The sequence below is a fragment of the Streptomyces sp. NBC_01549 genome (assembly GCF_026339955.1).
In the GTDB taxonomy this organism is placed as follows: domain Bacteria; phylum Actinomycetota; class Actinomycetes; order Streptomycetales; family Streptomycetaceae; genus Streptomyces.
This window is the reverse complement of sequence record NZ_JAPEPW010000001.1, coordinates 4,678,757-4,705,194: the sequence shown is the minus strand read 5'-3', so window position 1 is coordinate 4,705,194 and position 26,438 is coordinate 4,678,757. Positions and strand designations below refer to the sequence as shown.

At 70.4% G+C, this 26,438-nt stretch carries 21 protein-coding genes and 2 tRNA genes; 5 read left to right on the top strand and 18 right to left on the bottom strand.

Annotation, left to right across the window (positions count from 1 at the left end):
- Positions 1-341: 341 nt before the first annotated feature.
- Complete coding sequence (gene lepA / locus OG819_RS20880; RefSeq protein ID WP_266414027.1) at positions 342-2,210, bottom strand: translation elongation factor 4; 1,869 nt, start codon at positions 2,208-2,210, stop codon at positions 342-344.
- Between the two features lie 224 nt (positions 2,211-2,434).
- On the opposite strand from lepA, the gene rpsT reads away from it, so the two are divergent.
- Positions 2,435-2,701, top strand: a complete 267-nt coding sequence (gene rpsT, locus OG819_RS20875; RefSeq protein WP_054231951.1) for a 30S ribosomal protein S20 — start codon at positions 2,435-2,437, stop codon at positions 2,699-2,701.
- Positions 2,702-3,129: 428 nt separating this feature from the next.
- On the opposite strand, the gene holA is transcribed toward rpsT, so the two are convergent.
- The 9 genes from holA to leuS all read right to left on the bottom strand — a co-directional run bounded on the left by holA (position 3,130) and on the right by leuS (position 15,201).
- Positions 3,130-4,116: a DNA polymerase III subunit delta gene (holA, locus tag OG819_RS20870; RefSeq protein ID WP_266624663.1), complete on the bottom strand. Its 987-nt coding sequence runs from the start codon at positions 4,114-4,116 to the stop codon at positions 3,130-3,132.
- A gap of 202 nt (positions 4,117-4,318) precedes the next feature.
- A complete protein-coding gene (locus tag OG819_RS20865; RefSeq protein ID WP_266414026.1) occupies positions 4,319-4,564 on the bottom strand; it encodes a hypothetical protein in 246 nt (81 codons plus the stop codon).
- 41 nt (positions 4,565-4,605) lie between these two features.
- Positions 4,606-5,487, bottom strand: a complete 882-nt coding sequence (locus OG819_RS20860) for a YceI family protein (protein ID WP_266650811.1) — start codon at positions 5,485-5,487, stop codon at positions 4,606-4,608.
- 174 nt (positions 5,488-5,661) lie between these two features.
- Positions 5,662-6,489, bottom strand: a complete 828-nt coding sequence (locus OG819_RS20855) for an arylamine N-acetyltransferase (protein WP_266624665.1) — start codon at positions 6,487-6,489, stop codon at positions 5,662-5,664.
- A gap of 4 nt (positions 6,490-6,493) precedes the next feature.
- On the bottom strand, positions 6,494-9,007 hold the full coding sequence (locus OG819_RS20850) for a ComEC/Rec2 family competence protein (RefSeq protein WP_266650810.1): 2,514 nt from the start codon (positions 9,005-9,007) through the stop codon (positions 6,494-6,496).
- Between the two features lie 134 nt (positions 9,008-9,141).
- Positions 9,142-10,335 (bottom strand): ComEA family DNA-binding protein, encoded by a 1,194-nt coding sequence (locus OG819_RS20845; protein WP_266650809.1) that lies wholly within the window; start codon positions 10,333-10,335, stop codon positions 9,142-9,144.
- 182 nt (positions 10,336-10,517) lie between these two features.
- On the bottom strand, positions 10,518-11,363 hold the full coding sequence (locus tag OG819_RS20840; protein ID WP_266414009.1) for a DegV family protein: 846 nt from the start codon (positions 11,361-11,363) through the stop codon (positions 10,518-10,520).
- A gap of 69 nt (positions 11,364-11,432) precedes the next feature.
- Positions 11,433-12,149 carry a hypothetical protein gene (locus OG819_RS20835; RefSeq protein ID WP_266624668.1) on the bottom strand — a complete coding sequence of 239 codons (717 nt, stop codon included), beginning with the start codon at positions 12,147-12,149 and terminating at the stop codon, positions 11,433-11,435.
- A 163-nt stretch (positions 12,150-12,312) separates the two neighbouring features.
- On the bottom strand, positions 12,313-15,201 hold the full coding sequence (leuS, locus tag OG819_RS20830) for a leucine--tRNA ligase (RefSeq protein ID WP_266650808.1): 2,889 nt from the start codon (positions 15,199-15,201) through the stop codon (positions 12,313-12,315).
- A 417-nt stretch (positions 15,202-15,618) separates the two neighbouring features.
- On the opposite strand from leuS, the gene OG819_RS20825 reads away from it, so the two are divergent.
- Both OG819_RS20825 and OG819_RS20820 read left to right on the top strand, forming a co-directional pair.
- On the top strand, positions 15,619-16,935 hold the full coding sequence (locus OG819_RS20825) for a cytochrome b/b6 domain-containing protein (protein ID WP_266624670.1): 1,317 nt from the start codon (positions 15,619-15,621) through the stop codon (positions 16,933-16,935).
- Positions 16,932-18,551 (top strand): NADH-quinone oxidoreductase subunit NuoF family protein, encoded by a 1,620-nt coding sequence (locus OG819_RS20820; protein ID WP_168491452.1) that lies wholly within the window; start codon positions 16,932-16,934, stop codon positions 18,549-18,551. The genes OG819_RS20825 and OG819_RS20820 overlap by 4 nt, the downstream gene beginning before the upstream one ends.
- Positions 18,552-18,602: 51 nt before the next feature.
- Here OG819_RS20820 and OG819_RS20815 read toward each other — a convergent pair.
- Positions 18,603-18,675: transfer RNA gene (locus OG819_RS20815), tRNA-Ala, on the bottom strand.
- 147 nt (positions 18,676-18,822) lie between these two features.
- Here OG819_RS20815 and OG819_RS20810 point away from each other — a divergent pair.
- Positions 18,823-20,007, top strand: a complete 1,185-nt coding sequence (locus OG819_RS20810) for a glycosyltransferase 87 family protein (protein WP_266624671.1) — start codon at positions 18,823-18,825, stop codon at positions 20,005-20,007.
- On the opposite strand, the gene OG819_RS20805 is transcribed toward OG819_RS20810, so the two are convergent.
- The 3 genes from OG819_RS20805 to OG819_RS20795 all read right to left on the bottom strand — a co-directional run bounded on the left by OG819_RS20805 (position 19,976) and on the right by OG819_RS20795 (position 21,820).
- Positions 19,976-20,209: a hypothetical protein gene (locus tag OG819_RS20805; RefSeq protein WP_010986886.1), complete on the bottom strand. Its 234-nt coding sequence runs from the start codon at positions 20,207-20,209 to the stop codon at positions 19,976-19,978. The genes OG819_RS20810 and OG819_RS20805 overlap by 32 nt on opposite strands.
- A 3-nt stretch (positions 20,210-20,212) precedes the next feature.
- Positions 20,213-20,386 (bottom strand): hypothetical protein, encoded by a 174-nt coding sequence (locus OG819_RS20800; RefSeq protein ID WP_101405208.1) that lies wholly within the window; start codon positions 20,384-20,386, stop codon positions 20,213-20,215.
- Positions 20,387-20,455: 69 nt separating this feature from the next.
- Entirely contained in the window at positions 20,456-21,820 is a 1,365-nt protein-coding gene (locus OG819_RS20795) for an MFS transporter (protein ID WP_266650807.1), read from the bottom strand.
- Positions 21,821-22,044: 224 nt separating this feature from the next.
- Here OG819_RS20795 and OG819_RS20790 point away from each other — a divergent pair, with 224 nt between their 5' ends.
- Complete coding sequence (locus OG819_RS20790; RefSeq protein ID WP_266650806.1) at positions 22,045-23,004, top strand: helix-turn-helix transcriptional regulator; 960 nt, start codon at positions 22,045-22,047, stop codon at positions 23,002-23,004.
- A 38-nt stretch (positions 23,005-23,042) separates the two neighbouring features.
- On the opposite strand, the gene OG819_RS20785 is transcribed toward OG819_RS20790, so the two are convergent.
- The 4 genes from OG819_RS20785 to OG819_RS20770 all read right to left on the bottom strand — a co-directional run bounded on the left by OG819_RS20785 (position 23,043) and on the right by OG819_RS20770 (position 26,415).
- Positions 23,043-23,115, bottom strand: a tRNA-Ala gene (locus tag OG819_RS20785).
- 107 nt (positions 23,116-23,222) lie between these two features.
- Positions 23,223-23,843, bottom strand: a complete 621-nt coding sequence (locus tag OG819_RS20780) for a histidine phosphatase family protein (RefSeq protein WP_266634318.1) — start codon at positions 23,841-23,843, stop codon at positions 23,223-23,225.
- A gap of 125 nt (positions 23,844-23,968) precedes the next feature.
- Positions 23,969-24,412 carry a ribosome silencing factor gene (rsfS, locus tag OG819_RS20775; RefSeq protein ID WP_168491454.1) on the bottom strand — a complete coding sequence of 148 codons (444 nt, stop codon included), beginning with the start codon at positions 24,410-24,412 and terminating at the stop codon, positions 23,969-23,971.
- A 173-nt stretch (positions 24,413-24,585) separates the two neighbouring features.
- Complete coding sequence (locus tag OG819_RS20770) at positions 24,586-26,415, bottom strand: LCP family protein (protein ID WP_266650805.1); 1,830 nt, start codon at positions 26,413-26,415, stop codon at positions 24,586-24,588.
- Positions 26,416-26,438 lie beyond the last annotated feature (23 nt).

Genomic DNA, 26,438 nt, shown 5'->3' with positions numbered 1-26,438 from the left:
AGCGCGACCGGCCCCTACGTAAGAGGCCACGGTCCGCGATCTTGCGAATCCCCCGGATTCTTCATCTGCGGACCGCGTACGCTGCGCCCAGTGCGTCGCGAGAGCCAAGCGCGCGCTAATCCTTGACATTTGATGTCAACCGGGCTGGTTCCAACCCGGCTGGTGTTGATCGCGTGAGACTGGACCGTTCGCTGAGCGGCCGAGCAGCGTGAACCAGGAATCCCCTGCTTCGGCTGGGGCGGGTTCAATTGCTACAGAGAGCGACCGTTCGCATACTGAGGGCCCGCCGCGCATTCGCGCGACGGGCCCCTGTTGCGCCCGGCTTTCCGAGGCGAGCGCCGTTACTTCTTGCCCTTGGCCGAACCACCGCTGTCGTCGCTGGACAGCACGGCGATGAAGGCCTCTTGCGGAACCTCCACAGAGCCCACCATCTTCATCCGCTTCTTGCCCTCCTTCTGCTTCTCCAGCAGCTTCCGCTTACGGGAGATGTCACCGCCGTAACACTTGGCGAGGACGTCCTTGCGGATGGCGCGGATGGTCTCGCGCGCGATGACGCGCGACCCGATGGCGGCCTGGATGGGCACCTCGAAGGCCTGCCGCGGGATCAGCTCGCGCAGCTTGGCGACGAGCCGCACACCGTACGCGTACGCAGCGTCCTTGTGGGTGATCGCCGAGAAGGCGTCCACCTTGTCGCCGTGCAGCAGGATGTCGACCTTGACCAGGCTGGAGGTCTGCTCACCGGTGGGCTCGTAGTCGAGCGAGGCGTAACCCCGGGTCTTCGACTTCAACTGGTCGAAGAAGTCGAAGACGATCTCGGCGAGCGGCAGCGTGTACCGGATCTCGACCCGGTCCTCGGACAGGTAGTCCATGCCGAGCAGGGTGCCGCGCCGGGTCTGGCACAGCTCCATGATCGAGCCGATGAACTCGGAGGGCGCGAGGATCGTGGCGCGCACGACGGGCTCGTACACCTCACTGATCTTCCCCTCGGGGAACTCGCTCGGGTTGGTGACCACGTGCTCCGCCCCGTCCTCCATGAGGACGCGGTAGACCACGTTGGGCGCGGTGGCGATGAGATCGAGCCCGAACTCGCGCTCGAGCCGCTCCCGGATCACGTCGAGGTGCAGCAGCCCGAGGAAACCGACGCGGAAACCGAAGCCGAGCGCGGCGGAGGTCTCCGGCTCGTAGACGAGCGCGGCGTCGTTGAGCTGCAGCTTGTCGAGGGCGTCGCGCAGCTCGGGGTAGTCGGACCCGTCCAGCGGATAGAGCCCGGAGAAGACCATGGGCTTGGGGTCCTTGTACCCACCGAGCGCCTCGGTCGCCCCCTTGTTGAGGGTGGTGATGGTGTCACCGACCTTCGACTGCCGGACGTCCTTCACACCGGTGATGATGTAGCCCACCTCACCGACGCCCAGCCCGTCGGCCGGCGTCATCTCGGGGGACGAGACGCCGATCTCCAACAGCTCATGGGTCGCTCCGGTGGACATCATCCGGATCCGCTCACGCTTGTTGAGCTGCCCGTCGATGACACGCACATACGTCACGACACCGCGGTAGGAGTCGTAGACGGAGTCGAAGATCATCGCACGAGCGGGGGCATCCTGGACGCCGATCGGGGCGGGGATCTCGGCGACCACCTTGTCGAGCAGGGCCTCGACACCCAGCCCCGTCTTGGCGGAGACCTTCAGCACGTCATCGGGGTCACAGCCGATGAGGTTGGCGAGCTCCTCCGAGAACTTCTCCGGCTGCGCGGCCGGCAGGTCGATCTTGTTGAGTACGGGGATGATCTTGAGGTCGTTCTCCATCGCCAGGTAGAGGTTGGCGAGGGTCTGCGCCTCGATGCCCTGGGCGGCGTCGACGAGGAGAACGGTCCCCTCGCAGGCGGCCAGCGACCGGGACACCTCGTACGTGAAGTCCACGTGCCCGGGGGTGTCGATCATGTTGAGGATGTGGGTGTTGCCCGGATCCTCCGTCGGGGCCCAGGGCAGCCGGACCGCCTGGGACTTGATCGTGATGCCGCGCTCGCGCTCGATGTCCATGCGGTCGAGGTACTGAGCACGCATCTGCCGCTGCTCGACCACCCCGGTCAGCTGGAGCATGCGGTCGGCGAGCGTGGACTTGCCGTGGTCGATGTGCGCGATGATGCAGAAATTGCGGATCAGAGCCGGGGCGGTACGGCTCGGCTCGGGCACATTGTTAGGGGTCGCGGGCACGCAGGGTCCTGTCTCTTGAGGCGCCTGTCGCCTCGGGTCGGATCGATACGTAGGCTCCATGGTCCCACGGGTGGGGAGCTGCGACCGGTTTGGGCCGGTCGTGCGGCTACTGGTAGCCTGGGTGGCTGTGTCTCGTGCCCTCTCTGCAGGAGGCACAGCCCAAGGAAATCAAACGGCGAGCGAGACGTGCTGTCTCGCGCGCCTGAACCTGTAAAGGCTCATTCGTGGCGAACATCAAGTCCCAGATCAAGCGGATCAAGACCAACGAGAAGGCTCGGCTGCGCAACAAGTCGGTCAAGTCCTCCCTGAAGACCGCGATCCGCAAGGCCCGCGAGGCCGCTGCCGCGGGTGACGTCGAGAAGGCCACCGAGTACACGCGCGCTGCGTCGCGCCAGCTCGACAAGGCCGTCTCGAAGGGCGTCATCCACAAGAACCAGGCCGCCAACAAGAAGTCGGCGCTTGCTTCGAAGGTCTCTTCCCTCAAGGGCTGAGTCGGCTGGGCCCTATCGGGCTCAACCCCTGACTTGACCGCCGGAAAGGACCCAGCGGGCCCTCTCTTCCGCTCCTGCCCGGCACCCCCGGACCCACGCGCGGCCTGCGTTCGCCACGCGGGCGTGGATCCACCATCGTGAACCGAAGGCCCCGTTCCCCTCCTTCCCCAGGAGGACGGACGGGGCCTTCGGCGTGGGCGAAGCCCCGTCCGGGGGCGGACAAACGGGAATCGGGGCGAGGCCCCGCCCGAGGGGCGCGGGGAACTGCGCGACCAGCCCCCACCGGCCCGCGGCCGAAGATCGCACCCCAGGGGCCTGGGGGCGGAGCCCCCAGGTCGGGGATGGGACCGGGTAGGGGCGGCGGGGGCGAGAGAACCCGGGCTCAGCCCACTCTGGCTCAGCCCACCCAGACTCAGTCCAGCCGGGCGCTAGCCCCGACGAGACCGAGCCGCCCGAGCGATCGCCACGACCGCCTTCTCCAGCGCGTACTCAGGATCATCTCCCCCACCCTTGACCCCCGCATCGGCATCGGCGACCGCCCGCAGGGCGACCGCGACCCCGTCCGGCGTCCACCCCCGCATCTGCTGCCGCACCCGATCGATCTTCCACGGCGGCATCCCCAGCTCACGGGCAAGATCGGCCGGCCGACCGCCCCGCGCGGAGGACAGCTTCCCGATCGCCCGCACCCCCTGAGCCAACGCACTGGTGATCAGGACGGGCGCGACGCCGGTCGACAGAGACCACCGCAACGCCTCCAACGCCTCCGCGGCCCGCCCCTCCACGGCCCGGTCGGCCACGGTGAAGCTCGACGCCTCGGCCCGCCCGGTGTAGTACCGCCCGACGATGGCCTCGTCGATCGTCCCCTCGACATCCGCGGTCAGCTGCGACACCGCGGACGCCAGCTCCCGCAGATCACTCCCGATCGAGTCGACCAGCGCCTGGCAGGCCTCGGGCGTCGCCGATCTCCCGAGCGCCCGGAACTCCCCGCGCACGAACGCCAGCCGGTCCGCCGGCTTCGTCATCTTGGGGCACGCCACCTCCCGCGCCCCCACCTTGCGCGCCGCGTCGAGCAGCCCCTTGCCCTTGGCCCCACCGGCGTGCAGCAGCACCAGGGTGATCTCCTCGGCCGGCGCGTCCAGGTACGCCTTCACGTCCTTGACGGTGTCGGCCGACAGATCCTGCGCATTGCGTACGACCACGACCTTGCGCTCGGAGAAGAGCGAGGGACTCGTGAGTTCGGCCAGCGTGCCGGGCTGCAACTGGTCCGGAGTGAGGTCTCGTACGTCCGTGTCGGCGTCGGCGGCCCTGGCGGCGGCCACCACCTCCTGCACGGCACGGTCGAGCAGGAGGTCCTCCTGGCCCACGGCAAGCGTGACGGGGGCGAGAGGGTCGTCTTGAGCGGTCTTCTTGGCCATCACCGAAAGCATCCCACGCGCCACTGACATTGATACTCGTAGGCGGTTTTGACGGTCGTGGCTCCGCCGCTGAGTGACAAGGCGTCCCGCACGATGACCCGCGCGACCAGCCCCGCCCCACCTCCAGACCCCCGAGCCGGCGAACCACCCGCGGCTCCCCGCCTCGGCAAGCCACCCGCACTCCCCGCCCCCCGGCGGAGCGCTACGGCTCCTCGCGCCAGCCGTCCCACTCCCGCGCGAACTCGTCCAGCTCCTTCGGATCGAGCCGCTCCCCGGGATCCGTCAGGACCACCAGCCACTGCGCGTCCTCGGCATCGTCCTCACCGGCCAGCGCGTCCCTGACGAGCTGCGGCTCCTCGTCGAGCCCGAACCGGTCCCCGATCGCCTCCACCGCCTCTTCCGCGGCATCACGGTCGGGCAGTACCAGCACATGTCTCACATCGCTCACGAGGACATTTTCCGCCACGCCGGACAGCGCCGACGCCGGGGTCAGCTCTTCTGGACGATCTGCACGTCCAGCTCGATCCTGATGCTCGGCCCGACCACCGCGATGCCGCGCGCGAGCATCGTCTGCCAGCTCACCGTGAAGTCGTCCCGGTGCAGCTCGGTCGTGGCCCGGCAGGCCGCCCGCACCTCGCTCTCCATCCCGTGGCCGAGCCCGAGGTACTGCGTGTCGAGCGTCACCGTACGCGTCACCCCGTGCAGCGACAGCGCCCCCGTCACCGCCCAGCGGTTGCCGCCCCGGTGCACGAACCGCTCGCTGTAGAACTCCAGCGTCGGAAAGCGCGCCACGTCCAGGAAGTCCGCGGACCGCAGATGGTCGTCGCGCATCTTGACGTTGGTGTCGATGGACGCAGCGTCGATCACCACATGCATCGCCGACCGCTCCACGCCCTCGTCGATCCGTATCGCCCCCGCGAACGTGTTGAACCGCCCGTGGATCCTGGCCAGTCCGATGTGCCGCGCGGTGAAGCCGATCGACGAGTGCATCGGCTCGATCTCCCAGTCGCCCGGCTGCGGCAACACCGGTGGCTGGGCCACCTGCAACGTCACATCACCGAGCGAGGCCAGCGCGTTCTCCCCGACCACCGCGTTCGCACGGTAGGGCGTGTACCCCTCCGCCGACACCGCGAGCCGGTACTCACCCGCCGGCACCGTCGCCACGAAGGACCCGAACGGGTCCGTTCCCCCGCCCATCACCTTGCGCCCCATGGCGTCACTGACCGCGAACTCCGCGTGCGGCACCGGCTCGTTGACCGGGTCGAGCACCCGGCAGCTCAGCACCCCGGCACTGGGCGGCGTCTGCACCGCGGCGAGAGGACCCGTCCGCTGCGTCCGATCCGTTCGGTTTCCCCACCAGCGGCCGATCATCCACGACACCCCGCACGACTTGAAAGCACCTGTTGTCGAAGATGCATTCGACCACTGGTGCGGCTTTCGGGGCAACTCGGGGCCACATCACGGGAATCCAGCACATGTGCTGGGACTACGCACGAGTAACCCTATTTGACCCCTCCGACCGACCACTCTCCCAAAGAGCCGGAATCAGTCCTTCCGCACCTCCGGCACCCGGCCCAACTCGAGCCCGAAGCGCTCCCGGTAGAACGCCAGCACCTCCTCGTCCGTGGCGAGTTCGGACACCTCCTTCGTCCCGTCCGGCGCCGTCGCCGTCAGGTTCCGACCGCTGAGCGTGATCCGCCCTCCGTCGTCCGTCACCCGCGAACAGACCAGCGATCGCGTGAAATGCGACTTGGGCGAGGTGCTGTGCCACCAGGCCCCGGTGACGAAGTCCCCCAGCACCCGCGGCCGCACCTCCAGGCGGTACTGCGGACCACCGTCCCTGATGACGTCCAGATCCTCGGCCTCCCGCCGCCCGCCGACGCCCCGCACCCCCGCCGAGTCCGGCCCGGCCTCGACCACCCTGAACGTGCCGCCCGGATCCACCTGTTCGGCCCGCACCCCGAAGGCCAGCGGATAGTGGCTGTGCGCCCCGAACCCGACGTCCGCCAGCCAGTCGCCCCCGTCCACCGTCCGCACCCGCAGCGCGAGATGGTCGTACGGGACCCCGAGCTGCCCCTCCTCCCCGTACGCCCGTCCCGCGAGCAGCGTGACGTCGAAGCCCAGCGCCCCGAGCAACGCCCCGAACGCGCCGTTCAGTTCGTAGCAGAAGCCACCCCTGCGCGCGCCCACCACCTTGTCCAGCAGCCGCTTCTCCTCCAGCACGATCTCCTCACCCAGATGGATCGACAGGTTCTCGAACGGCACCGCCTTCAGATGACGCAGGTGCAACTCGCGCAGCACACCCGAGGTGGGCCACGCGGGGTGATGGGCCCCGATCCGACGGAGGTAGGCATCGGCCTGTGCGGAATTCATGACCTCAGTCTCTCGCCACACTCAGCCCGCCGCCCGCGCCGACGACGGCCAGCGCCCCGTCCCTGTCCGTCCGCAGCACCACGGCTCCCCCGGCGCGCAGCGCCGCGACCGTGCCGGGCGCGGGATGCCCGTACGGGTTGTCCCGGCCGCACGAGATCAGGGCGAGCCGCGGGGCCGCCCTCCGTATGAGCTCCGGATCCTGATAGGCCGAGCCGTGATGGGCGACCTTGAGCACGTCCACGGCCGCCAGCTCCCCGGCCGCGGGCGATCTCAGCAGCGCCTGCTGCGCCGGTGGTTCGAGGTCGCCGAGCAACAGCAGCCGCAGCCCCGCCGACCGTACGAGGAGGGCGACGCTGGCGTCGTTCGGCCCGTCCGGTGTGGGTGCCGGGCTCGATGGCGGCCACAGCACCTGCCAGTCGAGACCTCCGACGCGCTGCCGTTCACCCGCCACGGCCGACGTCACCGAGATATGCCGTTCGGCCGCCTCCCTCCGTACGAACTCGGCCTGGTCCGGCGGCTCCGCGAACCCCGTCGTCTCGATCGCCCCCACCGCACGCCCGCGCAGCACCCCCGGCAGCCCCGCAACATGGTCGGCATGGAAGTGCGTCAGTACGACGAGCGGGATCCGGGTGATGCCGAGCGTGGTCAGACAGTGGTCGACCAGCGCCGGATCGGGTCCCGCGTCCACCACCACCGCGGTCCCCTCACCCGCCGCGAGCACCGTCGCATCACCCTGTCCCACGTCGCACATCGCGAACCGCCAGCCGGGCGGCGGCCATCCCGTGATCACCCTGGTGAGCGGGGCCGGCTGAACCACGACCAGCAAGAACACCACGACACAGGCCCCGCTCAACCAAGGGTGCCTCAGGAGCCGTCGGCCGACGAGCACGACGACCGCCGTGACCAGGGCGAGCAGCAGCGCCCCCGGCCAGCTCGCAGGCCAGTCCACTCCCCCACCGGGCAGCGCGGCGCCGGTCCGGGCGATGTCGGCGATCCAGTCGGCCGGCCAACTCGCGCACCACGCCAGCCCCTTGGCCACGGGCGGCGCCAGCGGCGCCGTCGCCAGCGTCGCGAACCCCAGTACCGTGGCCGGCGCGACGGCGAACTCCGCGAGGAGATTGCACGGCACCGCCACCAGACTCACCCGGGCCGACAGAACCGCGACGACCGGCGCGCACAGGGCCTGTGCGGCACCCGCGGCGGCGAGAGCCTCGGCCAGGCGCGGCGGCATCCGGCGTCTCTGGAGCGCCGCGCTCCACCGCGGGGCGAGCGTGAGCAGGGCGCCGGTCGCCAGCACGGAAAGCAGGAAGCCGTAACTCCGGGACAGCCAGGGGTCGTACAGCACCAGCAGCAGTACGGCCGTGGCCAGGGCGGGGACCAGCGATCTGCGGCGGCCGGTCGCGAGGGCGAGCAGCGCGATCGATCCGCAGGCCGCGGCCCGCAGCACGCTCGGGTCCGGCCGGCACACGATCACGAAGCCGAGCGTGACCGCGCCACCGAGCAGGGCGGTGGCCCGCAGCGGGATGCCGAGCCTCGGTGCCAGGCCACGCCGCTCGGCGCGCTGAGCGAGACCCGGCGGTCCGACGAACAGGGCGAGCAGGATCGTGAAATTGCCTCCGCTGACAGCCAGCAGATGCGTGAGATCCGTCGCCTTGAACGCGTCGTCCAGCTCGGGTGTGACCCGTGAGGTGTCCCCCACGACCAGGCCCGGCAGCAGCGCCCGCGGGTCCACCTCCAGCCCGTCGGTTGCCTGCCGCAGGCCCTCGCGCAACCGGCCGGCGAACCGCTGCAGCCCGGACGGGGGGCCCACCACCTCCGGCGGCGCGCTCCCCCGCACTCTCAGCACGGCCGCGATCCGGTCCCCGTCCGACAGCGCGGGAGCCAGCCTCGCGGCCACCCGCAACCGTGTGGACGGCAGCAGCGACAGCCAGGGCGAGCGCCCGCCGGGCAGCCGGGGCGAGCCCCTCGGCGAACGCGCGTCGACGATCACCAGCACCGGCGTACGCGTCGTCACCACGGCCCCGTCTCCGCCCGCCCGGGTCACACGCCGGACCTCCGCATCGAGCAGTACCGCCATGGGAGACGCGTGATCCCCCTTGATCCGGGGCCGGGTCAGCCATGGGTCGGAGGTGACCTCCACTTCGGCGGTCACCTGGGCGTACTGCCGTGCCAGGGCGGGGATCGGGCCGCGGCGCACATCCGCCCCGTGCAGCCCCGCGGAGGCGGCGGCCGCCGCGACACAGAGCAGCGAGGCGGCGACGGAGACCCGCGGCCACGCGCCGGACCGTAGTGCGCCGTACGCCGTCGCGCCGCGCACCCTGATCCGACCCACCACCAACAACGCACCGGCCACGACCAGGCAGCCCACCACCACGGCTGTGACCGGTCCGGGCGGGGCGCCCACTGTCACCGCCGCCGTCACCCAAGCCGCGAGCGCGGGTGGCACGAGCCGCAGATCCGTCGGCCCTTCCTCCCGGGGGTGCGCGCTGCCGAGCCGCTTTCCCGAGGCGGCGTGCACGGCTCGGCGGCTCCGGGAGTGCCGGATGCTCCGCGTGGCATCCGTCGGCGCGGAGGCCGCGTCGGCCGAAGAGAGCGATGAGGGCGAAGAGGGTGAAGAGGTCACGGAAGTCGGCGAGGACCTGGTGGGCCCGCTCATGGCCGTACGAGTTTCTGCAGATCGGAGAACCGGCGGTCGCCGATTCCGTTGACCTCGCGGAGCTCGTCGACCGAGCGGAAGCCGCCGTGCTGGGTTCGGTAGTCGATGATGTGCCGGGCCAGGACGGGACCGACGCCCGGCAGGGTGTCGAGCTGGTCCACGGTGGCCGTGTTGAGGGAGACCGGAGCCGAAGGAGCCGCTCCTGAGGCGGATCCGCCGGTCCCGGTGGCGCTGGAGCCGCCACCCGTGACCGGTCCGGCCACGGAGGCGGAGGCACCCACCACGATCTGTTCGCCGTCCACCAGGAGGCGGGCCCGGTTGAGCCCCTCGGTGTTCACCCCCGGCCGCACCCCGCCCGCGGCCCGCAGCGCGTCCTCGACCCGGGAGCCGGCCGGTAGTCGTTGCAGCCCAGGACTGCGCACCTTGCCGCTGACGTCCACCACGATCGCGGTCCCGGTCGAGCCGGTCGAGCCGGTCGGGGTCGGCGCCCCGGCCGATTCTCCCGGCTCCGTGGACTTCCGCTCCACCGAGCCGCTCTGCCCGCCGTACGGCGCCACTGCCCGCACCACCTCGGGAGCCCGCACCGACTGCGTCCTACCGCCCCAGAACTGCTGCACGGCGAAGACGACGGCGACAACGAGCAGTACACCGAGTGCGGTCACACTCCTGCGCTCCAGACCGCACCTCGACTGAAGCCACAGCGGCATCCGCTCCCGCACCGCAAGCCCGGCCCGCTCCCGCCATGCCGCCGATACCCCGGGCGCGGAAGCGCCGCGCTCCGCACGGTGACCCGCACTCACACTTGGATTCGCACTCGGGCTCCGGCTCGGTTCGGCACGGTCCAGGACGCTGGTGTGCGAAGAGCCGCCGCTTCCCCGAACCTCGGCGAACCCGACCCCTGCCGCGGTGCTCCCCCTTGGGCCTCCCACATCCCGGTCCACGCCCGGTGGCCCGTTCCCCAACTCCCCTCGTGTGCCGGACCTTTCTGAGAAGAGCGCCTGCGCGCGCAGCCGGAGCGCCTCGGCCGAGGCATCGCGGCGTCGGACGCGGGCGCCAGTGCCGGCACCTGTACCTGTACCTGCGCGGCTTGGCGAGTGGTGGCGGCGGTGGCGGGTGCGGCCGTCGGAGACGGGACCGCGGCCCGGACCGCTGGTCGGTGTGGCGGTGCGTGAGCGTGATCGAAGTGCCATGCGTCGAGGATCGGGCAACTCCCCACCCTCGCGATGATCTTGCTCAAATCTCGGGGAAAACTACCCACTTGTGGATAACTCCGTCACCCACACGAGTCACCCCAGGCACAACAGACGCAGCAGACACAGTGGTCCCGGCAGACGCGGCCGCCCGCGCTCCGCCACCACCGAATTCCTCCGCCTCACCGAGGCGAGACGACCGCCCCCAGCAGTCCGGGGCCCGTGTGCGCCCCGATCACCGCGCCGACCTCACTCACATGCAGATCGACCACGCCCGGCACCCGCGCCCGCAAACGGTCCGCGAGGGCGGACGCCCGCTCGGGGGCGGCGAGGTGGTGCACGGCGATGTCGACCTGGGCGCTGCCCGCGCGTTCGGCCACGATCTCCTCGAGCCGGGCGATCGCCTTGGACGCCGTCCGTACCTTCTCCAGGAGTTCGATCCGCCCTCCGTCGAGCTGCAGCAGCGGCTTCACCGCGAGCGCGGAGCCCAACAGCGCCTGCGCGGCGCCGATCCGGCCACCGCGGCGCAGATAGTCGAGGGTGTCGACGTAGAAGTACGTGGAGGTGCCGGCGGCCCGCTTCTCCGCGGCCGTGACCGCCTCGTCAACGGTGCCCCCCGCCTCCGCGGACTCGGCCGCGGCCAGCGCGCAGAACCCGAGGGCCATCGCGACCATCCCGGTGTCCACCACCCGCACGGGGACCGGGGCCTCACGGGACGCGAGGACGGCGGCGTCGTACGTGCCGGAGATCTCGGCGGACAGATGGAGCGAGACGATGTCGGTCGCGCCGGACTCGGCGACCCTGCGGTAGACCGAGGCGAAGACCTCGGGGCTGGGCCGGGATGTGGTGACGGGGCGCCGCTTCTGGAGTGCCTGCGCCAGGGAGCGGGCCGAGATCTCGGTGCCCTCTTCGAGCGCCTGGTCGCCGAGAACCACGGTCAGGGGCACCGCGGTGATGCCGTGGCGCTCCATCGTCCGGGGCGGCAAGTAGGCCGTTGAATCGGTGACGATCGCGACATGGCGGGACATGAGCTGGAGGTTACCTGCCGGGGGGCGCGGACGGCAGCCCGCCCCCTTTCACCTGCGGTCTAGGTCAGGTCAAGTCGTGCCCTCGGGACGGGGTTTCTTCTGCCAGGGGTAGGCGGGCCGCTGTCCCGGCGGGGCGATGGCGGAGCGCGGCGGCTCGCTTGCCGGGCGGGACTGCGGGGGCTCCGGCCAGGTCTGGCCGCTGGACGTGTCCGGGGTCGGCGCCTCGGGCCAGGAGGCCGTGGGCCTCGGCTCGGTCGTCCAGTGCCGCAGGGCGCCCGCCTCGACGTCGATCTGGTCACTCAGCGAGTCCAGGTCGTCGGCGGCGAACCGGCGGGCCCGGTCGCGTGCGGCCCAGCGCAGTGAGTCGGCGGACTGCGTGATCCGTTCGGTGCGCTCGCGCAGCTCGGGCAGCCGGGTGGAGAGCGTCCTCTTGTCCGGTTCGCTCTCCAGGCGCCTCAGCTCGTCGTCCAGCTCGCGCCCGTGCACACTGAGCCGCTCGAACAGTCCCAGGGATTCCTTCAGGGACTCGTCCTCGGTCACGCCCGAGTGCAGCGCGTCCTGCGTGGCCCGCATCGAGGTGCGCAGCGTCAGCCTCAGCTGGGCGATCTCGCCCGCCGGGCCCGGCTGGGCGAGGGTCCTGGCGCGCAGGGTGGTGTCCTCGACCGCGCGGCGGGCCTGGGAGACCGTGCGGTCCACACCGCGCTTGGCGGCGCCGATCACCTTCACAGTGGCGTATGCGCCCAGCACCACGAACAGCAGGAAGAGCAGGGCGATTACTGTGATCACGGCTTCCACCACGCTCCTCCTCCGGACGGTCGCGGCAGCCGCCGCGTCGCTCTTCAACGGTAAACGCAACGGGCAGGTCCGGAGTTCCGGAAGAACCCCGAACCTGCCCGTAGGGGACTACCCCTAGCCAAGCCACCCATCCGTGCCGGACCGGGACAAACGGCTACGCCGTGACGATGTTCACGAGCTTCGGCGCCCGCACGATCACCTTGCGGATGCCCGCGCCGTCCAGCGCGGCGACGACCTTCTCGTCGGCCAGCGCGATCTTCTCCAGCTCCGCGTCCGAGATCGACGGGGAGACCTCCAGGCGCGCCTTGACCTTGCCCTTGATCTGCACGACGCAGGTCACGGCCTCGTCCACGACGTACGCCGGGTCGGCCACCGGGAAGTCCTGGTGGACGACCGAGTCGGTGTGGCCCAGTTTGCGCCACAGCTCCTCGGCGATGTGCGGGGCCAGCGGCGCGACCAGCAGCACCAGGGCCTCGGCGACCGTGCGCGACACGGGGCCGCCGGCCTTGGTCAGGTGATTGTTCAGCTCGGTGACCTTGGCGATGGCGGTGTTGAAGCGCAGGCCCTCCAGGTCCTGGCGCACGCCGTCGATCGCCTTGTGCAGCGCCCTCAGGGTGTCCTCGTCGGCCGGGGTGTCGACGACCGTGACCTCGCCCGTGGTCTCGTCGACGATGTTGCGCCACAACCGCTGCAGCAGGCGGTACTGGCCCACCACCGCGCGCGTGTCCCATGGCCGCGACACGTCCAGGGGGCCCATCGCCATCTCGTACAGGCGCAGGGTGTCCGCGCCGTACTCGGCGCAGATCTCGTCCGGAGTGACCGCGTTCTTCAGGGACTTGCCCATCTTGCCCAGCAGCCGGGAGACCTTCTCGCCCTGGTAGTAGTAGGCGCCGTCGCGCTCCTCCACCTCGGCGGCGGGCACCGCGATGCCACGGCTGTCGCGGTACACGAAGGCCTGGATCATGCCCTGGTTGAACAGCTTGTGGAACGGCTCGGCCGAGGAGACATACCCCAGGTCGTACAGCACCTTCGACCAGAAGCGCGCGTACAGCAGGTGCAGCACGGCGTGCTCGGCGCCGCCGACGTACAGGTCGACGCCACCGTGCGGCTGGCCCTCGCGCGGGCCCATCCAGTACTGCTCGATGGCCGGATCGACCAGCTTCTGGTCGTTGTGCGGGTCCAGGTAGCGCAGCTCGTACCAGCAGGAACCGGCCCAGTTGGGCATGGTGTTGGTCTCGCGGCGGTACTTCCGCGGGCCGCGGCCGTCACCCAGGTCCAGGGTGACGTTCACCCAGTCCTCGTTGCGGGACAGGGGCGTCTCCGGGGACGTGTTCGCGTCGTCCGGGTCGAAGGTGCGCGGCGAGTAGTCCTCGACCTCCGGCAGCTCCAGGGGCAGCATCGACTCGGGCAGCGAGTGCGCGACGCCGTCCTCGTCGTAGACGATCGGGAAGGGCTCGCCCCAGTAGCGCTGGCGGCTGAACAGCCAGTCGCGCAGACGGAAGTTGACGGTGCCCTCGCCGATGCCCTTGCGCGCCAGCCACTCGGTGATGCGCGCCTTGGCGTCGACGACGCCCAGGCCGTCCAGGGAAACCTCGTCACCGGCGGAGTTGACGATCTTCGCGTCGTACGAGGCGAAGGCGTCGTCCCAGGTCGAGGCGTCCGTACCGCGGTCGTCGGAGGGCTCGACGACGCAGCGCATCGGCAGCTCGAAGGCGCGCGCGAACGCGAAGTCGCGGGTGTCGTGCGCGGGGACGGCCATGATCGCGCCGGTGCCGTAGCCCATCAGCACGTAGTCGGCGATGAAGACGGGGATCCGCTCGCCGCTGACCGGGTTGGTCGCGTACGCGCCGGTGAAGACGCCGGTCTTGTCCTTGGCCTCGGCCTGGCGCTCGACGTCGGACTTCGAGGCGGCCTGGGCGCGGTACACGGCGACGGCCTCGGCCGGCGTCGCGTGACCGCCGGTCCACACCTCGTGGGTGCCCTCGGGCCAGGTTTCGGGGACGAACTTGTCGACCAGCGGATGCTCGGGCGCCAGCACCATGTAGGTGGCGCCGAACAGCGTGTCCTGGCGGGTGGTGAAGATCGTGATGACTTCGCCGTCGATCGGGAAGTCGACACGGGCGCCCTCGGAGCGGCCGATCCAGTTGCGCTGTTGCAGCTTGATGGCCTCGGGCCAGTCCAGCGCCTCCAGGTCGTCCAGCAGCCGGTCGGCGTACGCGGTGATGCGCATGTTCCACTGGCGCAGCTTGGCCTTGAAGACGGGGAAGTTCCCGCGCTCGGAGCGGCCGTCGGCGGTGACCTCCTCGTTGGCCAGCACCGTGCCCAGCCCGGGGCACCAGTTGACGGGCGCGTCGGAGGCGTACGCCAGTCGGTACTCGCTCAGGACGTCGGCACGTTCGGCGGCGGTCAGCTCGTTCCACGCGCGCGTGGCGCCGTCAACGCCCGGTACGGCGCGCTCGCCGCTCTCGAACTGGGCGATCAGCGCGGAGATCGGGCGGGCCTTGTCCGCCTCGTCGTCGTACCAGGAGTTGAAGATCTGCAGGAAGATCCACTGGGTCCACTTGTAGTACCCCGGGTCGATCGTGGCGAACGACCGGCGCTTGTCGTGACCCAGGCCCAGCGCGCGCAGCTGAGCCTTCATGTTCTCGATGTTGGCCTCGGTGGACACGCGCGGGTGGGTGCCCGTCTGCACGGCGTACTGCTCGGCGGGCAGACCGAAGGCGTCGAAGCCCAGGGTGTGCAGGACGTTGTGGCCCGTCATGCGCTGGAACCGGGCGAATACATCGGTGGCGATGTAGCCCAGGGGGTGGCCGACGTGCAGACCCGCACCCGAGGGGTACGGGAACATGTCCATGACGAACTTCTTGGGCTTGGCGGCCAGCTCCGGGTCGCCCGCCAGGTCACCGCTGGGGTTCGGCGCCTCGTACGTACCCTCGGCGTCCCAGAAGTCCTGCCAGCGTGCCTCGATCTCAGCGGCCATCACAGCCGTGTAGCGGTGCGGCGCTGCCACCTCGGAGGCGGCAGCGGGGTTCGTCTCGCTCATGATCCTCAAAGCTCCATCGATCGTCTCTGCCAGCGGCTTAGAAATGAAAAATCCCCTCGCACAGGAGGGGACGCCGCGCCGATTCCGACCACGAGTCGTCAGTGGCCGGGACTGATCAGCGCGGCTCGCTAAGCAGAAGGCGTACGGCACGCATGGCGTCAGGGTACCGCAGCCCCCGCGCGCGCCGCGACGAGCTTCCGGCGGCGCTCGACACGCCGTGCCCCTCGTCACAATCACGCCAAAAAAACTGAACAATATTCAAATATTACTTCGCGTAACGGCCACTAAGGGGACAACGCAAAGACCTGGAAGCTCTTTGGTAACAACGCAATAACTCAAACCTCGTACCCATCGGTATGGCTCGACTTAGAGTTCGGCTTCGGGACCGCTTCCCCGAACCGTTGGGAGTAACCCCCTATGAACCCTCGTCGCAGTGGCAGCACGCTTCCCCGACCGGGCCGCTCGGCCTACGGGGTGGCGACGGCTGCCGTCCTGCTACTCATACCCGTGGTCGTGCTGACTGGAGGCAACCGACTCCAGGACTTCCTCAACTTCGGTGCGGGCGTCCTGTCGCTCGTCTCCCTCACGTGTTCGGTCATCTGGGGCCTCATCGCCCAGGACCGGCTCATCCTCAACACGCGTCAGCGGATCGTGGCACAGGGCATCCACCGCGTGACGGCCGTCGGCTCGATCGCGTTCCTCTTGGTGCACATCACCATCAAACTGGCGCTGGACCACACCGTCCTGATCGCCGCGCTGATCCCCTTCAGCCTGGGCGTCAAGGGCAGCGCCGGACTCATCGGCCTCGGCTCTCTGGCCGGGCTGCTCATGATCTTCGTGGGTATCACCGGCGCACTGCGCAACCAGTTCGCCGCCCCGGCACCGGTCGCAGCGCGCTGGCGCGCGATGCACATGCTGGCCTACCCGGCCCTGTGCGCGGCGCTGATCCATGGTCTCTTCGCGGGACGGGCGGCGAAGCCGTTCTTCATGGTGTCGTACGAGCTGTGCCTGGTCGGGGTCGGCGCGGCCCTCGCCCTGCGTGCGGCTCCCCACCCCTTCAAGCGCAAGGTCGCCGACCGGATCCTGGCGATCCTCGGCGAGGGCGGCGGTGCCGGTGGCCGCGCCGCCCGTGAGGACCTGACGGCCTCCCGTGCCGCCCTGGCGGAGAACTCTCTGCCGGGCTTCGCCCCGCGCCCCGCACAGCAGTCCTCTGGCGACTCCTTCGTACCCCCGCAGCGCACGCCGTCCCCCGAGCAGACGCTGTACCAGACCCCGGCCGACCCCGCCGCCGCGGACACGACGTCCGGCTTCGCGGCCGCCTACCGGGCCGTCTCGGGCACGCCCGGCGCGAACCCCCCCGGCGCCTCCCCGACCGAGCGCATCCAGATGCCCATGAACATGCAGCCGACGGAGACGTTCCCCCGCGCCGACAGCGGTGGCAGCACGTCGGGCAGCTGGCCCGTCCCCTCGCCGCCGCCGGTCGGCGAGGCGCCCCGCTCCGCGTACGACCCGCTCGCCGACACGGGATACAACATCCCCGTCTACGACAATTCAGCCACCGGCGGGTACGGCACGAGTGATGTGTACAACAACAGTGAGTCGAACCCCGCCTTCGGTACGTACAACACCAACGACACGTACGACAGCGGTCCCACGACTGACGTACTGCCGGGCGCCTTCGACGCTCCTGGCTCCGGTGAACCATGGAACGCCCCTTCCGGAGGCTTTAAGTGAACGAGGCCCTGCCCGACGTCCCGGAGGTCCGCGTCGTCGGACTTCCGCAGCTCACGTCGGGCTTCGACCTGGTTGAACGGCTCGATCTGCCCATGCACCTCAAGGTGCACGGGCCGCTCGAGCCGATGGGCGGTGAACAGCTCGCGGGCCTCGCCGAGGCCATCGGCCTGAAGGGCCGCGGCGGCGCGGGCTTCCCCTTCGCCAAGAAACTGCGCTCGGTCGCCGAGTCGGCCATCAGCAAGGGCATCCGACCCGTCGTGGTCGTCAACGGAAGTGAGGACGAACCCGCCTGCCGCAAGGACACGGTGCTCATCAACCGTGCCCCTCACCTCATCCTGGACGGCGCCCTGCTGGCCGCGGAGGCCATGGGCGCCCGCACCCTGGTCATCGGGGTGACCCGTGAGTCGACCCAGCGGTCCATGGAGGCCGCGCTGGCCGAGCGCGGCCTGAGCGACCGGCGCGGATCGCCGCTGCGCGCGCGCGTGCAGCGCAATCCGGTGCGCATGGTGACCGGAGCGGCCGCTTCGCTCATCCGTTCCATCGACGGCGGCCCGGCCGTCCCGCCGGGCCGCAAGATCAGCGCGTCACAGAGCGGCGTCGGCGGCGCGCCCACCCTGCTGTCGAACGCCGAGACGTACGCGCAGCTGGCCATCGCCGCCCGTATCGGCCCCGACCGCTACCGCAACACCGGTCTGTACGACGAGCCCGGCACCGTCATGCTCACCATCTCCGGCGCGGTCGCCCGCCCCATGGTGATCGAGGTCCCCACCGGCGTGCCGCTGCGCTATGTGCTCCAACTGGCCGGCGCCCCGCCGATGCCCCAGGGTGTACTGACCGGCGGCTACCACGGCAAGTGGCTGGACGCCGCGACGGTCAACGAGGCGATCGTCTCGCGCAACTCCCTGGACGCGGTGGGCGGCGCGCTCGGCGCCGGCGCGATCCTCCCGATCACCCAGGAGACGTGCCCGCTGGGCGAGTCGCTCCGGGTGGCCCAGTGGCTGGCCGAGGAGAGCGCGGGACAGTGCGGTCCCTGCTACCTCGGCCTGCCCGCCGCGGCGCGCGGCCTGGAGGACATCCTCAACGGCGGTGGGCCGGCCGCCCTGGAGGCCGTGAAGCAGGTCGCCAAGGCCGTGAAGCGACGCGGCGCCTGCTCGCACCCGGACGGCTCGGCGATGTTCATCGAGTCGACCATCAAAGCGTTCACGGACGACCTGGCCGCCCATGTCCTCGGCAATGGCTGCGGAAGGCCCGTGGAGGGCGTTCTGCCGCTCTTCGAGGGCGGTCAGCTCCCCACCGGCATCCCGGGCGGCCAGGCGGTCGAGGAGGCGGGCCCCAGCCGCCAGAAGATCTACGTCGACTGGACCCTGTGCCGCGGGCACGGCCTGTGCGCGGACATCCTCCCCGAGGTCTTCGAACTGGGCGCCGACGGCTTCCCCACCGTCGCGCAGGCCCAGGTGCCCCGGTACGCGGAGGCGAAGGCACTGCGGGCCGTACGGCGCTGCCCGGCGCTCGCGCTGCGCATCGAGGAGGACACCCGGTCCTCCGCCCCGGCACGCAACAACCTGCCGGTCCTCTCGCAGCGGCGTGGCCGTCGGGCCCTCGGCAGCGGCCGCTGAACAACGACGAAGGCGGGTCACCCTGATCGGGTGACCCGCCTTCAATCTTTGTGGAGCTAAGGAGAATTGAACTCCTGACCTCCTGCATGCCATGCAGGCGCTCTACCAACTGAGCTATAGCCCCTCGCGGCCATGCGGCGAAACCGCATATCCACCGTGTCGCCCGGTTTCCCCGGCGGCGACGCCAACATTACACGGTCCTCCCCGTGGACCACCAAATCGATTAGGCGCCGTGCGGACAATACGGACATGAGGGATAGTGTCGGCCTTCGTGACCGTGATCGCGCTCCCCCGTGTCCGCCGCCGTGCGCCCGTCGCCCTGGGGGCGTGCCTGTTGTCCTTCGCCGTCTTCTGGTGGGCGCAGCGGGCCGCGCACGTGTCGATGATCGATCTGATGGTGTACCGGGCGGAGGGCGAGACCGTCCGCGCGGGCGGCGACCTCTACGCGCTGCGTACGACCGAGGCCCATCTGCCGACCACCTACCCGCCGTTCGCCGCGCTGCTGTTCACACCGCTGACGCTGCTGGACACGTCGACCATGCGGACCCTGGCGACGGCAGGAAACCTGGCCCTTCTTGTGGTGTTCGTGGCCTTCTCGCTGCGGCTCGTCGACCACGCGCGCGTAGAGGGCGTCTGGTGGGCGTCCGCGATGGCCGTCTGGTGCGAGCCGGTGTGGACGACCGTGCGGTACGGGCAGATCAATCTGCTGCTCGGTGCGCTGGTGCTGTGGGACCTGACACGGCGGCCCTGGCACCGCTGGGCCGGGGTGGGCATCGGACTCGCGGCGGCGATCAAGCTGACACCGGCACTCTTCGCGGTGTTCCTGCTGGCCACCGGCGTCGTGGCCCGCGCGCGCCAGGGCCCCGGAGGTCCCTGGCTGCGGCACGCGCGCGGGGCGGCGGTCGCGTTCGCCGGGGCGACACTGCTGGCGGCCTCCGTGCTGCCGTACGACTCATGGCACTTCTGGGGGCGCATGGTCTTCGAGACGGGCCGGGTCGGGCTCGTGGAGGACACCGCGAACCAGTCGCTGCGGGGCGTGCTGGCCCGGCTGCTGCACACCGCGCGACCGGGCCTCTGGTGGATCGCCTCTGCGGCCGTGGCCGGCTCCCTGGGCATCGCGTTCGCCGTGGCGGCGGAGCTGCGCGGACGGCGCGCCTGGGCGGTGGCCGCCTGCGCGGTCACGGCGCTGTTGATCAGCCCGGTGTCCTGGTCGCACCACTGGGTGTGGTGCGTGCCGATGGTGCTGATCCTCGGCACGCGCGGCCGAGCGGCCGCCGTCGGTACGGCGCTGGTCTTCTGCTCGTACGCGCTGTGGTGGGTGCCACACGGCCCGGGACGGCTCGAACTGCACCAGACGAGCGCCCAGTTGACGTTGTCGGCCCTCTACGAAGGAGCCGGTCTCGTCTTCCTGACCCTGATCGGGGTCAGGCTGTGGCGAACGAATAGAACCGTTTGAGCGTGCAGTGCTCGTCGAGGAGCCGGCCGTAGATCGGCTCGCCCTCCAGCTCGCGGTACGTCTCGATCGGGTCGCCTTTTATGATCAGCGCCCGAGCGCACTCCTCGCACCAGTACTGGTAGTCGTGGTTGACCGGCTCCATGTCGCGGACGATCGGCGTACCACTGCCGCACCAATCGCACTTCCGCCTGTGTGCACCCATCGATCAGCTCCAGCTGTGGCCGCAGGCCGTGCACACGTAGGAGATCCCGCCGTTGTCGCCGAGGACCTGGGCGACGTGGACCGATCCGCAGGAAGGGCAGTCGAGGAGAGTGGCTCTTCTACGTGTCTGTGCCACATCGAGGAGATCGTCGACCTCCTCGAGGATGCTCGCAGGCATCGCTTCTCCCTCCCGTCGGGCCGCGCCCCCTTCCGGCCGTTTGATTCTGCCACGGCCGGAGCAATACGGTCAGCGACGCCTTCGTACCAGTCCGGACACGGCACCCGACGTGGCCGTCGCGGCCAGCGCATACGTGCACACGAGGAGCGCGTCCGCAGAGGTATACGCCCCGGGAGCCCCAAGTGACTCAAGCCGGTTCAAGAAGAGTGTGCCGAAGGCCGCGACACCGATCAGCTGACCGAGCTGGGTGACCGTCGCGAGCAGTCCGCTGGCGTCCGCCGCGTCCTCGGGCCGCACCGTGGCCAGAGCCCTGGTCAGCGTGGGGCTGAAGCCCAGCGCGAGACCGGTCCCCACGCCCGTGAACGCCACATACAGCCAGGGACCGCCGTCGCCCCCGCCCTTCAGCACGGCTCCGACGCCGGCCACGGAAGCAGACGCGATCGCGAAGCCGACCGGGATCAGGACACGTTGCAGGGCGGCCGGCCAGTTGCGCCAGGTCAGACCGACCAGGCCGAAGACCACCGCGGTCGGCGCGAAGGTGAGACCGGCGCGCAGCGCGCTGTACCCGAGGCCGCCCTGAACGTGCAGAGTGAGCACGAACAGGAAGCCCGCATTGACCGCCATCACCGCGAGCAGGCGGAAGACCGCGAGGCTCATGCCGGGGTGGCGCAGCACCTGGGGCGCGATCAGTGGCGCCCCACCGCGCCGGGAGAGCCGGGACTCGTACAGGCAGAAAAGGGTGAAGGAGGCCGCGGCCGCGCCGAGCGACAGCCAGGACCACAGCGGCCAGCCCTCCTGCTGGCCGAGCACGAGCGGCACGGCGAACAGCGACACGGCGGCGGCGAGCAGGACGAGGCCCGGCAGGTCGAGGCCGCGTGAGCGCTCGACGGCTCCCTCCTCGTCCCGGGGCAGGACGCGGCGGCCGACGGCCACGAGCACGAGGCCCACGGGCACGTTGACCAGGAAAACCGGCCGCCAGCCGGTGCCGAACAGGTCGGCGCTGACCAGTACACCGCCCAGCACCTGTCCGGCCGCGGCGCCGGTCGCGAGGACGGCGGAGTACGCGCCGAGGGCACGGGCCCGGGCCTCGCCGGTGAAGTGTCGCTGGATCAGGCTGAGCACCTGCGGGATCATCACGGCCGCACCGGCGCCCTGCACCAGCCGGAAGGCGATCAACTCCCCGGTTCCCCGCGCCAGTCCGCAGGCCAGCGAGGCGGCCGTGAACAGCCCGAGCCCGGCGAGGTGGACGCGGCGGTGGCCGAGCAGGTCGCCGAGGCGCGCGCCGGTGATCAGCAGTACGGCGTACGCGATGGAGTATCCGGCGACCACCAACTGCAGTCCCGCGCCGGACGCGTGGAGTTCGGAACCGATCGTGGGCACGGCGACGTTCACGATGAAGACGTCGAGCAGTGCCATGAACTGGGCTGTGAGCACGACCGCGAGCAGCCGTCCGGGGCGATTGTCAGTGCCGGGGGCTTTACTGGTTGCAGGACGTGAATCCGCTGCGGGACCTGTGCCCGCGGGGGTCGTCGTCGTCATGGCTCCGAGCCTGGCGGCGGCCGGATACGGGTGACGAGAGCCCGCCGATGCTGGTACTGACAGCACCTGGCAGCGGGCGGGTTCGGCACGGACGATGAAAGACGGGGGAAGTGAAGCCGATGAACACGACACAGCGTCGCAGGCCGGAGCTGGCCGCCTTCTTGCGCGGCCGGCGGGCGCGGGTGACACCCGCCGACGTGGGAATGCCCCCGGGCTTCCGGCGCCGTACGCCGGGGCTGCGCCGCGAGGAGGTCGCACAGCTCTCCGGAGTCGGTGTGACCTGGTACACATGGCTGGAGCAGGGCCGCCCCATCAACGCCTCTCCTCAGGTCTTGGACGCGGTGGCGCGCACCCTGCGCCTGGACCAGACCGAGCGGGAGCATCTGTATCACTTGGCCGAAGTGCCCTACGAGGCAGAGCCGGAGCTCCCCGCGCACACCGTGGGCGCGGAGATCCAGGGCATCATCGACGCCCTCGAGCCGCGCCCCGCGGCGGTCTACAACTCGCGGTACGACATCCTCGCCGCCAACCCCCCTTACCGCGACCTGTTCTTCGTGCCGCAGACGCTCGACATCGGCGTTCCCAACGTGTTGTGGACCCTGTTCACCGTGCCCGAGCCCGGCTGTCCCGTGGTGTTCCGGGACAGCGAACTGCCGTTGATGGTGGCGACGCTGCGCTCCGCGTACGGCAGACATGTCGGCGAGCCCGCCTGGGAGGACTACATACGCAGGCTGTCGGCCGCCAGCCCGCGCTTCGCCGAGCTGTGGGCGGGCGGGGACGTCCTCCCGCCGGGACCGCGTGTGAAGACGTTCCGCCATGAGGCGGTGGGCGAGCTGCGGATGACCTCGGTGTCGTTGTCCATCGACGGGATGCCGGAGTGCCGGATCGTCGCCTACACCCCGAACGACGAGAAGGCGCGCAAGGCGCTGGCGATTCTGCGGGAGCGGCGGGAGCGGTTGTGGCCACCGTCACTCGCGGCGGCCACGGAGTCCCTGGGACCGACGTCGTCCATGTCGCCGACATCTTGGGGGACAGGAAGAAATCCCGCTCCTCGAAAGGAACGGGATTCTCATCACTGATCTGTGCTGATCTTTGACAACTCAAGAGAGTTGATCTGTGGAGCTAAGGAGAATTGAACTCCTGACCTCCTGCATGCCATGCAGGCGCTCTACCAACTGAGCTATAGCCCCTTGCGTTCTTCCCGCCCGGCGGGGCGAACAAGAAGAACTTTAGCCTGCGACCTGCCAGAAAGTGAAATCAGGTCCCGCTCGGCCCCCGGGACCGGACAGAGGGCCGCTCAGTCGTCGTCGCCGAGCACCGGCTCCGGCAGTGTGCCGGCGTTGTGCTCGAGCAGTCGCCAGCCCCTCGCGCCCTCTCCGAGGACGGACCAGCAGCAGTTGGAGAGGCCACCGAGACTCTCCCAGTGCCGGGACTCCAGGCCGAGCAGGCGCCCGATGGTGGTCCGGATCGTGCCGCCGTGGCTGACCACCACGAGGGTGCCGTCCTCGGGGAGCTTGTCGGCGTGACTCAGCACCACGGGGGCGGCGCGGTCGGCGACCTCGGTCTCCAGTTCGCCACCGCCGCGGCGCACCGGCTCACCGCGCTTCCAGGCGGCGTACTCGTCGCCGTACCGGGCGATGATCTCCTCGTGCGTCAGCCCCTGCCAGACGCCCGCGTAGGTCTCGCGCAGGCCCTCGTCGTGGACGACGTCGATGTCGGTGAGAGCGGACAGCTCGGCGGCCGTGTTCGCGGCGCGCTGAAGGTCCGAGGCGACGATCGCGTCGGGCTTCAGCGAGGCGAGCAGCCGGGCGGCGCGGCGGGCCTGCCCGATGCCCGTCTCGGTGAGCTCGACGTCCGTGGTGCCCTGGAAGCGGCGATCCACGTTCCAGGAGGTCTGGCCGTGCCGCCACAGGATGATGCGGCGGCCCCGGCCGGGCTTCTCCCCGGCCTCGACACCGGCGACGGTCGGCTGCCGCCCCGCCTGGGCGCCGCCCGTGGCCGGCGCCCTCCCCGGCTCGGCACCCGGCTCTGCGCCCGCCGCGGTCACCGCAGCTCCCCGAGTTCGGCGGAGTCCTCCTCGGCCTGCAGCTTGGCATGCTCGGCGGCCTTGCCGCGGGTGGCCTTGGCGTCGGCGGGCAGGTCCAGCTCCGGACAGTCCTTCCACAGCCGCTCCAGGGCGTAGAAGACACGCTCCTCGCTGTGCTGCACGTGCACCACGATGTCGACGTAGTCGAGCAGGACCCAGCGGGCCTCGCGGTCGCCCTCGCGGCGCACCGGCTTGGCGCCGAGCTCCTTGTTCAGCCGCTCCTCGATCTCGTCGACGATCGACTTGACCTGGCGGTCGTTGGGGGCGGACGCCAGCAGGAAGGCGTCGGTGATCGAGAGAACGTCGCTGACGTCGTAGGCGATGATGTCGTGCGCGAGCTTGTCTGCGGCCGCCTGTGCGGCGGTGGTGATGAGCTCGATGGAGCGGTCCGTGGCGGTCACTACGCGGCTTTCCGTCGGCGGTCAGTAATGACTCAAGGGTCTCACGGACCGCCGACGGCACCCCACGCGTTTCCGGGGCCACGTCCCGGGAGCCTCGGAACGTGGCGCCTACCGCTTCGGAGTGTTCACGAGTGACCACTCTTCGTGATCGCCCGGTGAAGTGGTCACCGCGATCACCCGGTGGAGGTGGTCACCTTGTAGTCCTGGCCGAGGACCACCGAGACGTCGGCGCTGGACGAGCCGCTGCCCTTCTTCACGGTGCTGGTGGGCAGGCCGAGGGTCTTCGCGACCTCGATGGCGTCGTTCTTCTTGGCGGCGTCGGTGTACGTGATCTGGGACACGCTCTGGGCGGTGGCGGCGGTGCCGGAGTCCAGGAAGGTGTAGCCGCCGTTGACCAGGACGACGCGGACCTTCTCGGTGGCGTCCTTGTTCCCGGTGGCGTTCTTGATGCCGACGCGGACGGCGGCGTCGGCGTCGGGGCTCTTGGCGGTGCCTCCGAGCACGTTCTTGACCACGCTGTTGGTGTCGCTCTCGCTCAGGGTGCCGTCCTGCTGCACGGGCAGCAGTGCCGTCTTGTAGTCGCCGCCCTTGGCGAGGTCGGCGAGCTTGGCGAGGAAGGCGCCGAGGTCCTGGTCGGTCAGGGAGGGGTCGAGGATCTGCGCCAGGGTCTGCACGGTGGTGGTCGCGGCCTGCTTGTCCGAGGACAACTTGCGCAGCACGCCCTGCATGACCTGCCCGAACCGCTCCAACTGCGCGTTCTGGGCTTCGCCGGAGGCTCGGTAGGTGGCGTAGGCGACGGCCATCTTGCCGCTGAGGGTCTGGTTCTCGCCCTTCTTCACGAGGGGCGCCTCGCCCTTCTTCTTCGCAGCGGGGTCCGGCACATCGGCGTTGGTGGTGAGGTCGATGTTGCCGACGAGGTCGACAAGGTTGTTGAGATAGGGGGTGTCGAGGCGCCAGGTGCCCTGGATGTCGGTCCCGAGGACCGTGTCGATCGCGTCCCGGGTCCCGGAGGAGCCGTCGTCGCCGACGGACTTGGCGAGCGTGGTCGTCGAGCCGCTGTCGTCCGTCAGGGCAAGAGAGTTGGGCAGCAGGACGGTGGTGCCCTGCTTGGTGGTGGTGTTGTCGACGAGCAGCGCCGTGGAGGTGCCGCCGCCCTTCGTGTTGTGCAGGTGGACGACGATCACATCGCGGTTCTGGGCGCCCGTGGCCGTCGTCGCGGCGGACTTGCCGCCGGAGGAGGTACCGGGCAGCTTCCCCGCGTACCAGAGGTAGCCGACGCCGCCGACCACGACCAGGGCGAGCACCACGGCCAGGGCGACGATCCTGCTGCGGGCGCGGCGCTTGGCCTCCTCACGGCGCTCGGTGCGGTTCTCTGTGAAGTTCAGCCAGTCGATGACGTCTTCGGACTCGGCTTCCTGCTCCTCGACGAAGGCGAACTGCTCGGTGCGGTAGTCCCGGTCGGCCCGGGGCTCGTTCTCCTCCGCGGGGCGCGCCTGCTGCGGGATGTAGGCGGTCTGCTCGGCGACCCGAGGCTGCTGCCCGGTGCTCGTGCCCGCGGCGCCGGCCCCGGTCCGGGACTGGCCGACCTGCCCGCCCCGCCCCGGCTGCCTGCCCCGGCCTGTCTGCCCGGTCTGCCCCACCTGCCCGGTGTGCGCCGACTGCGCCGTCTGCCCGTAGGGGTCGTACGACGTCGTCCCGGCGGCACCGGACGCGCCGGCTCCGTACGGGTCGTAGGGGTCGTAGGCGGGGACCGCGGTCTGCTGACCGGTGTCGTACGAGGACACGGGCTGCTGCTGACCGGTGTCGTAGCTCCCCGTGCCGGTCGCGTAGGGGTCGTAGCCGTAACCCTGGTGCTGCTGGGGCTGCTGCGGCTGCGCATAGGGGTCATAGCCCTGCTGCGGCGGCTGGGGCTGCACCTGCCGGTACACAGGCTGCCCGAACTCGTCGTAGCCGACGAGCTCGTACTGGTCGCCGCCCGCGTATCCGTCGTATCGGTCGTTCACCGGTGCCCCTCTCGGCTTACTCG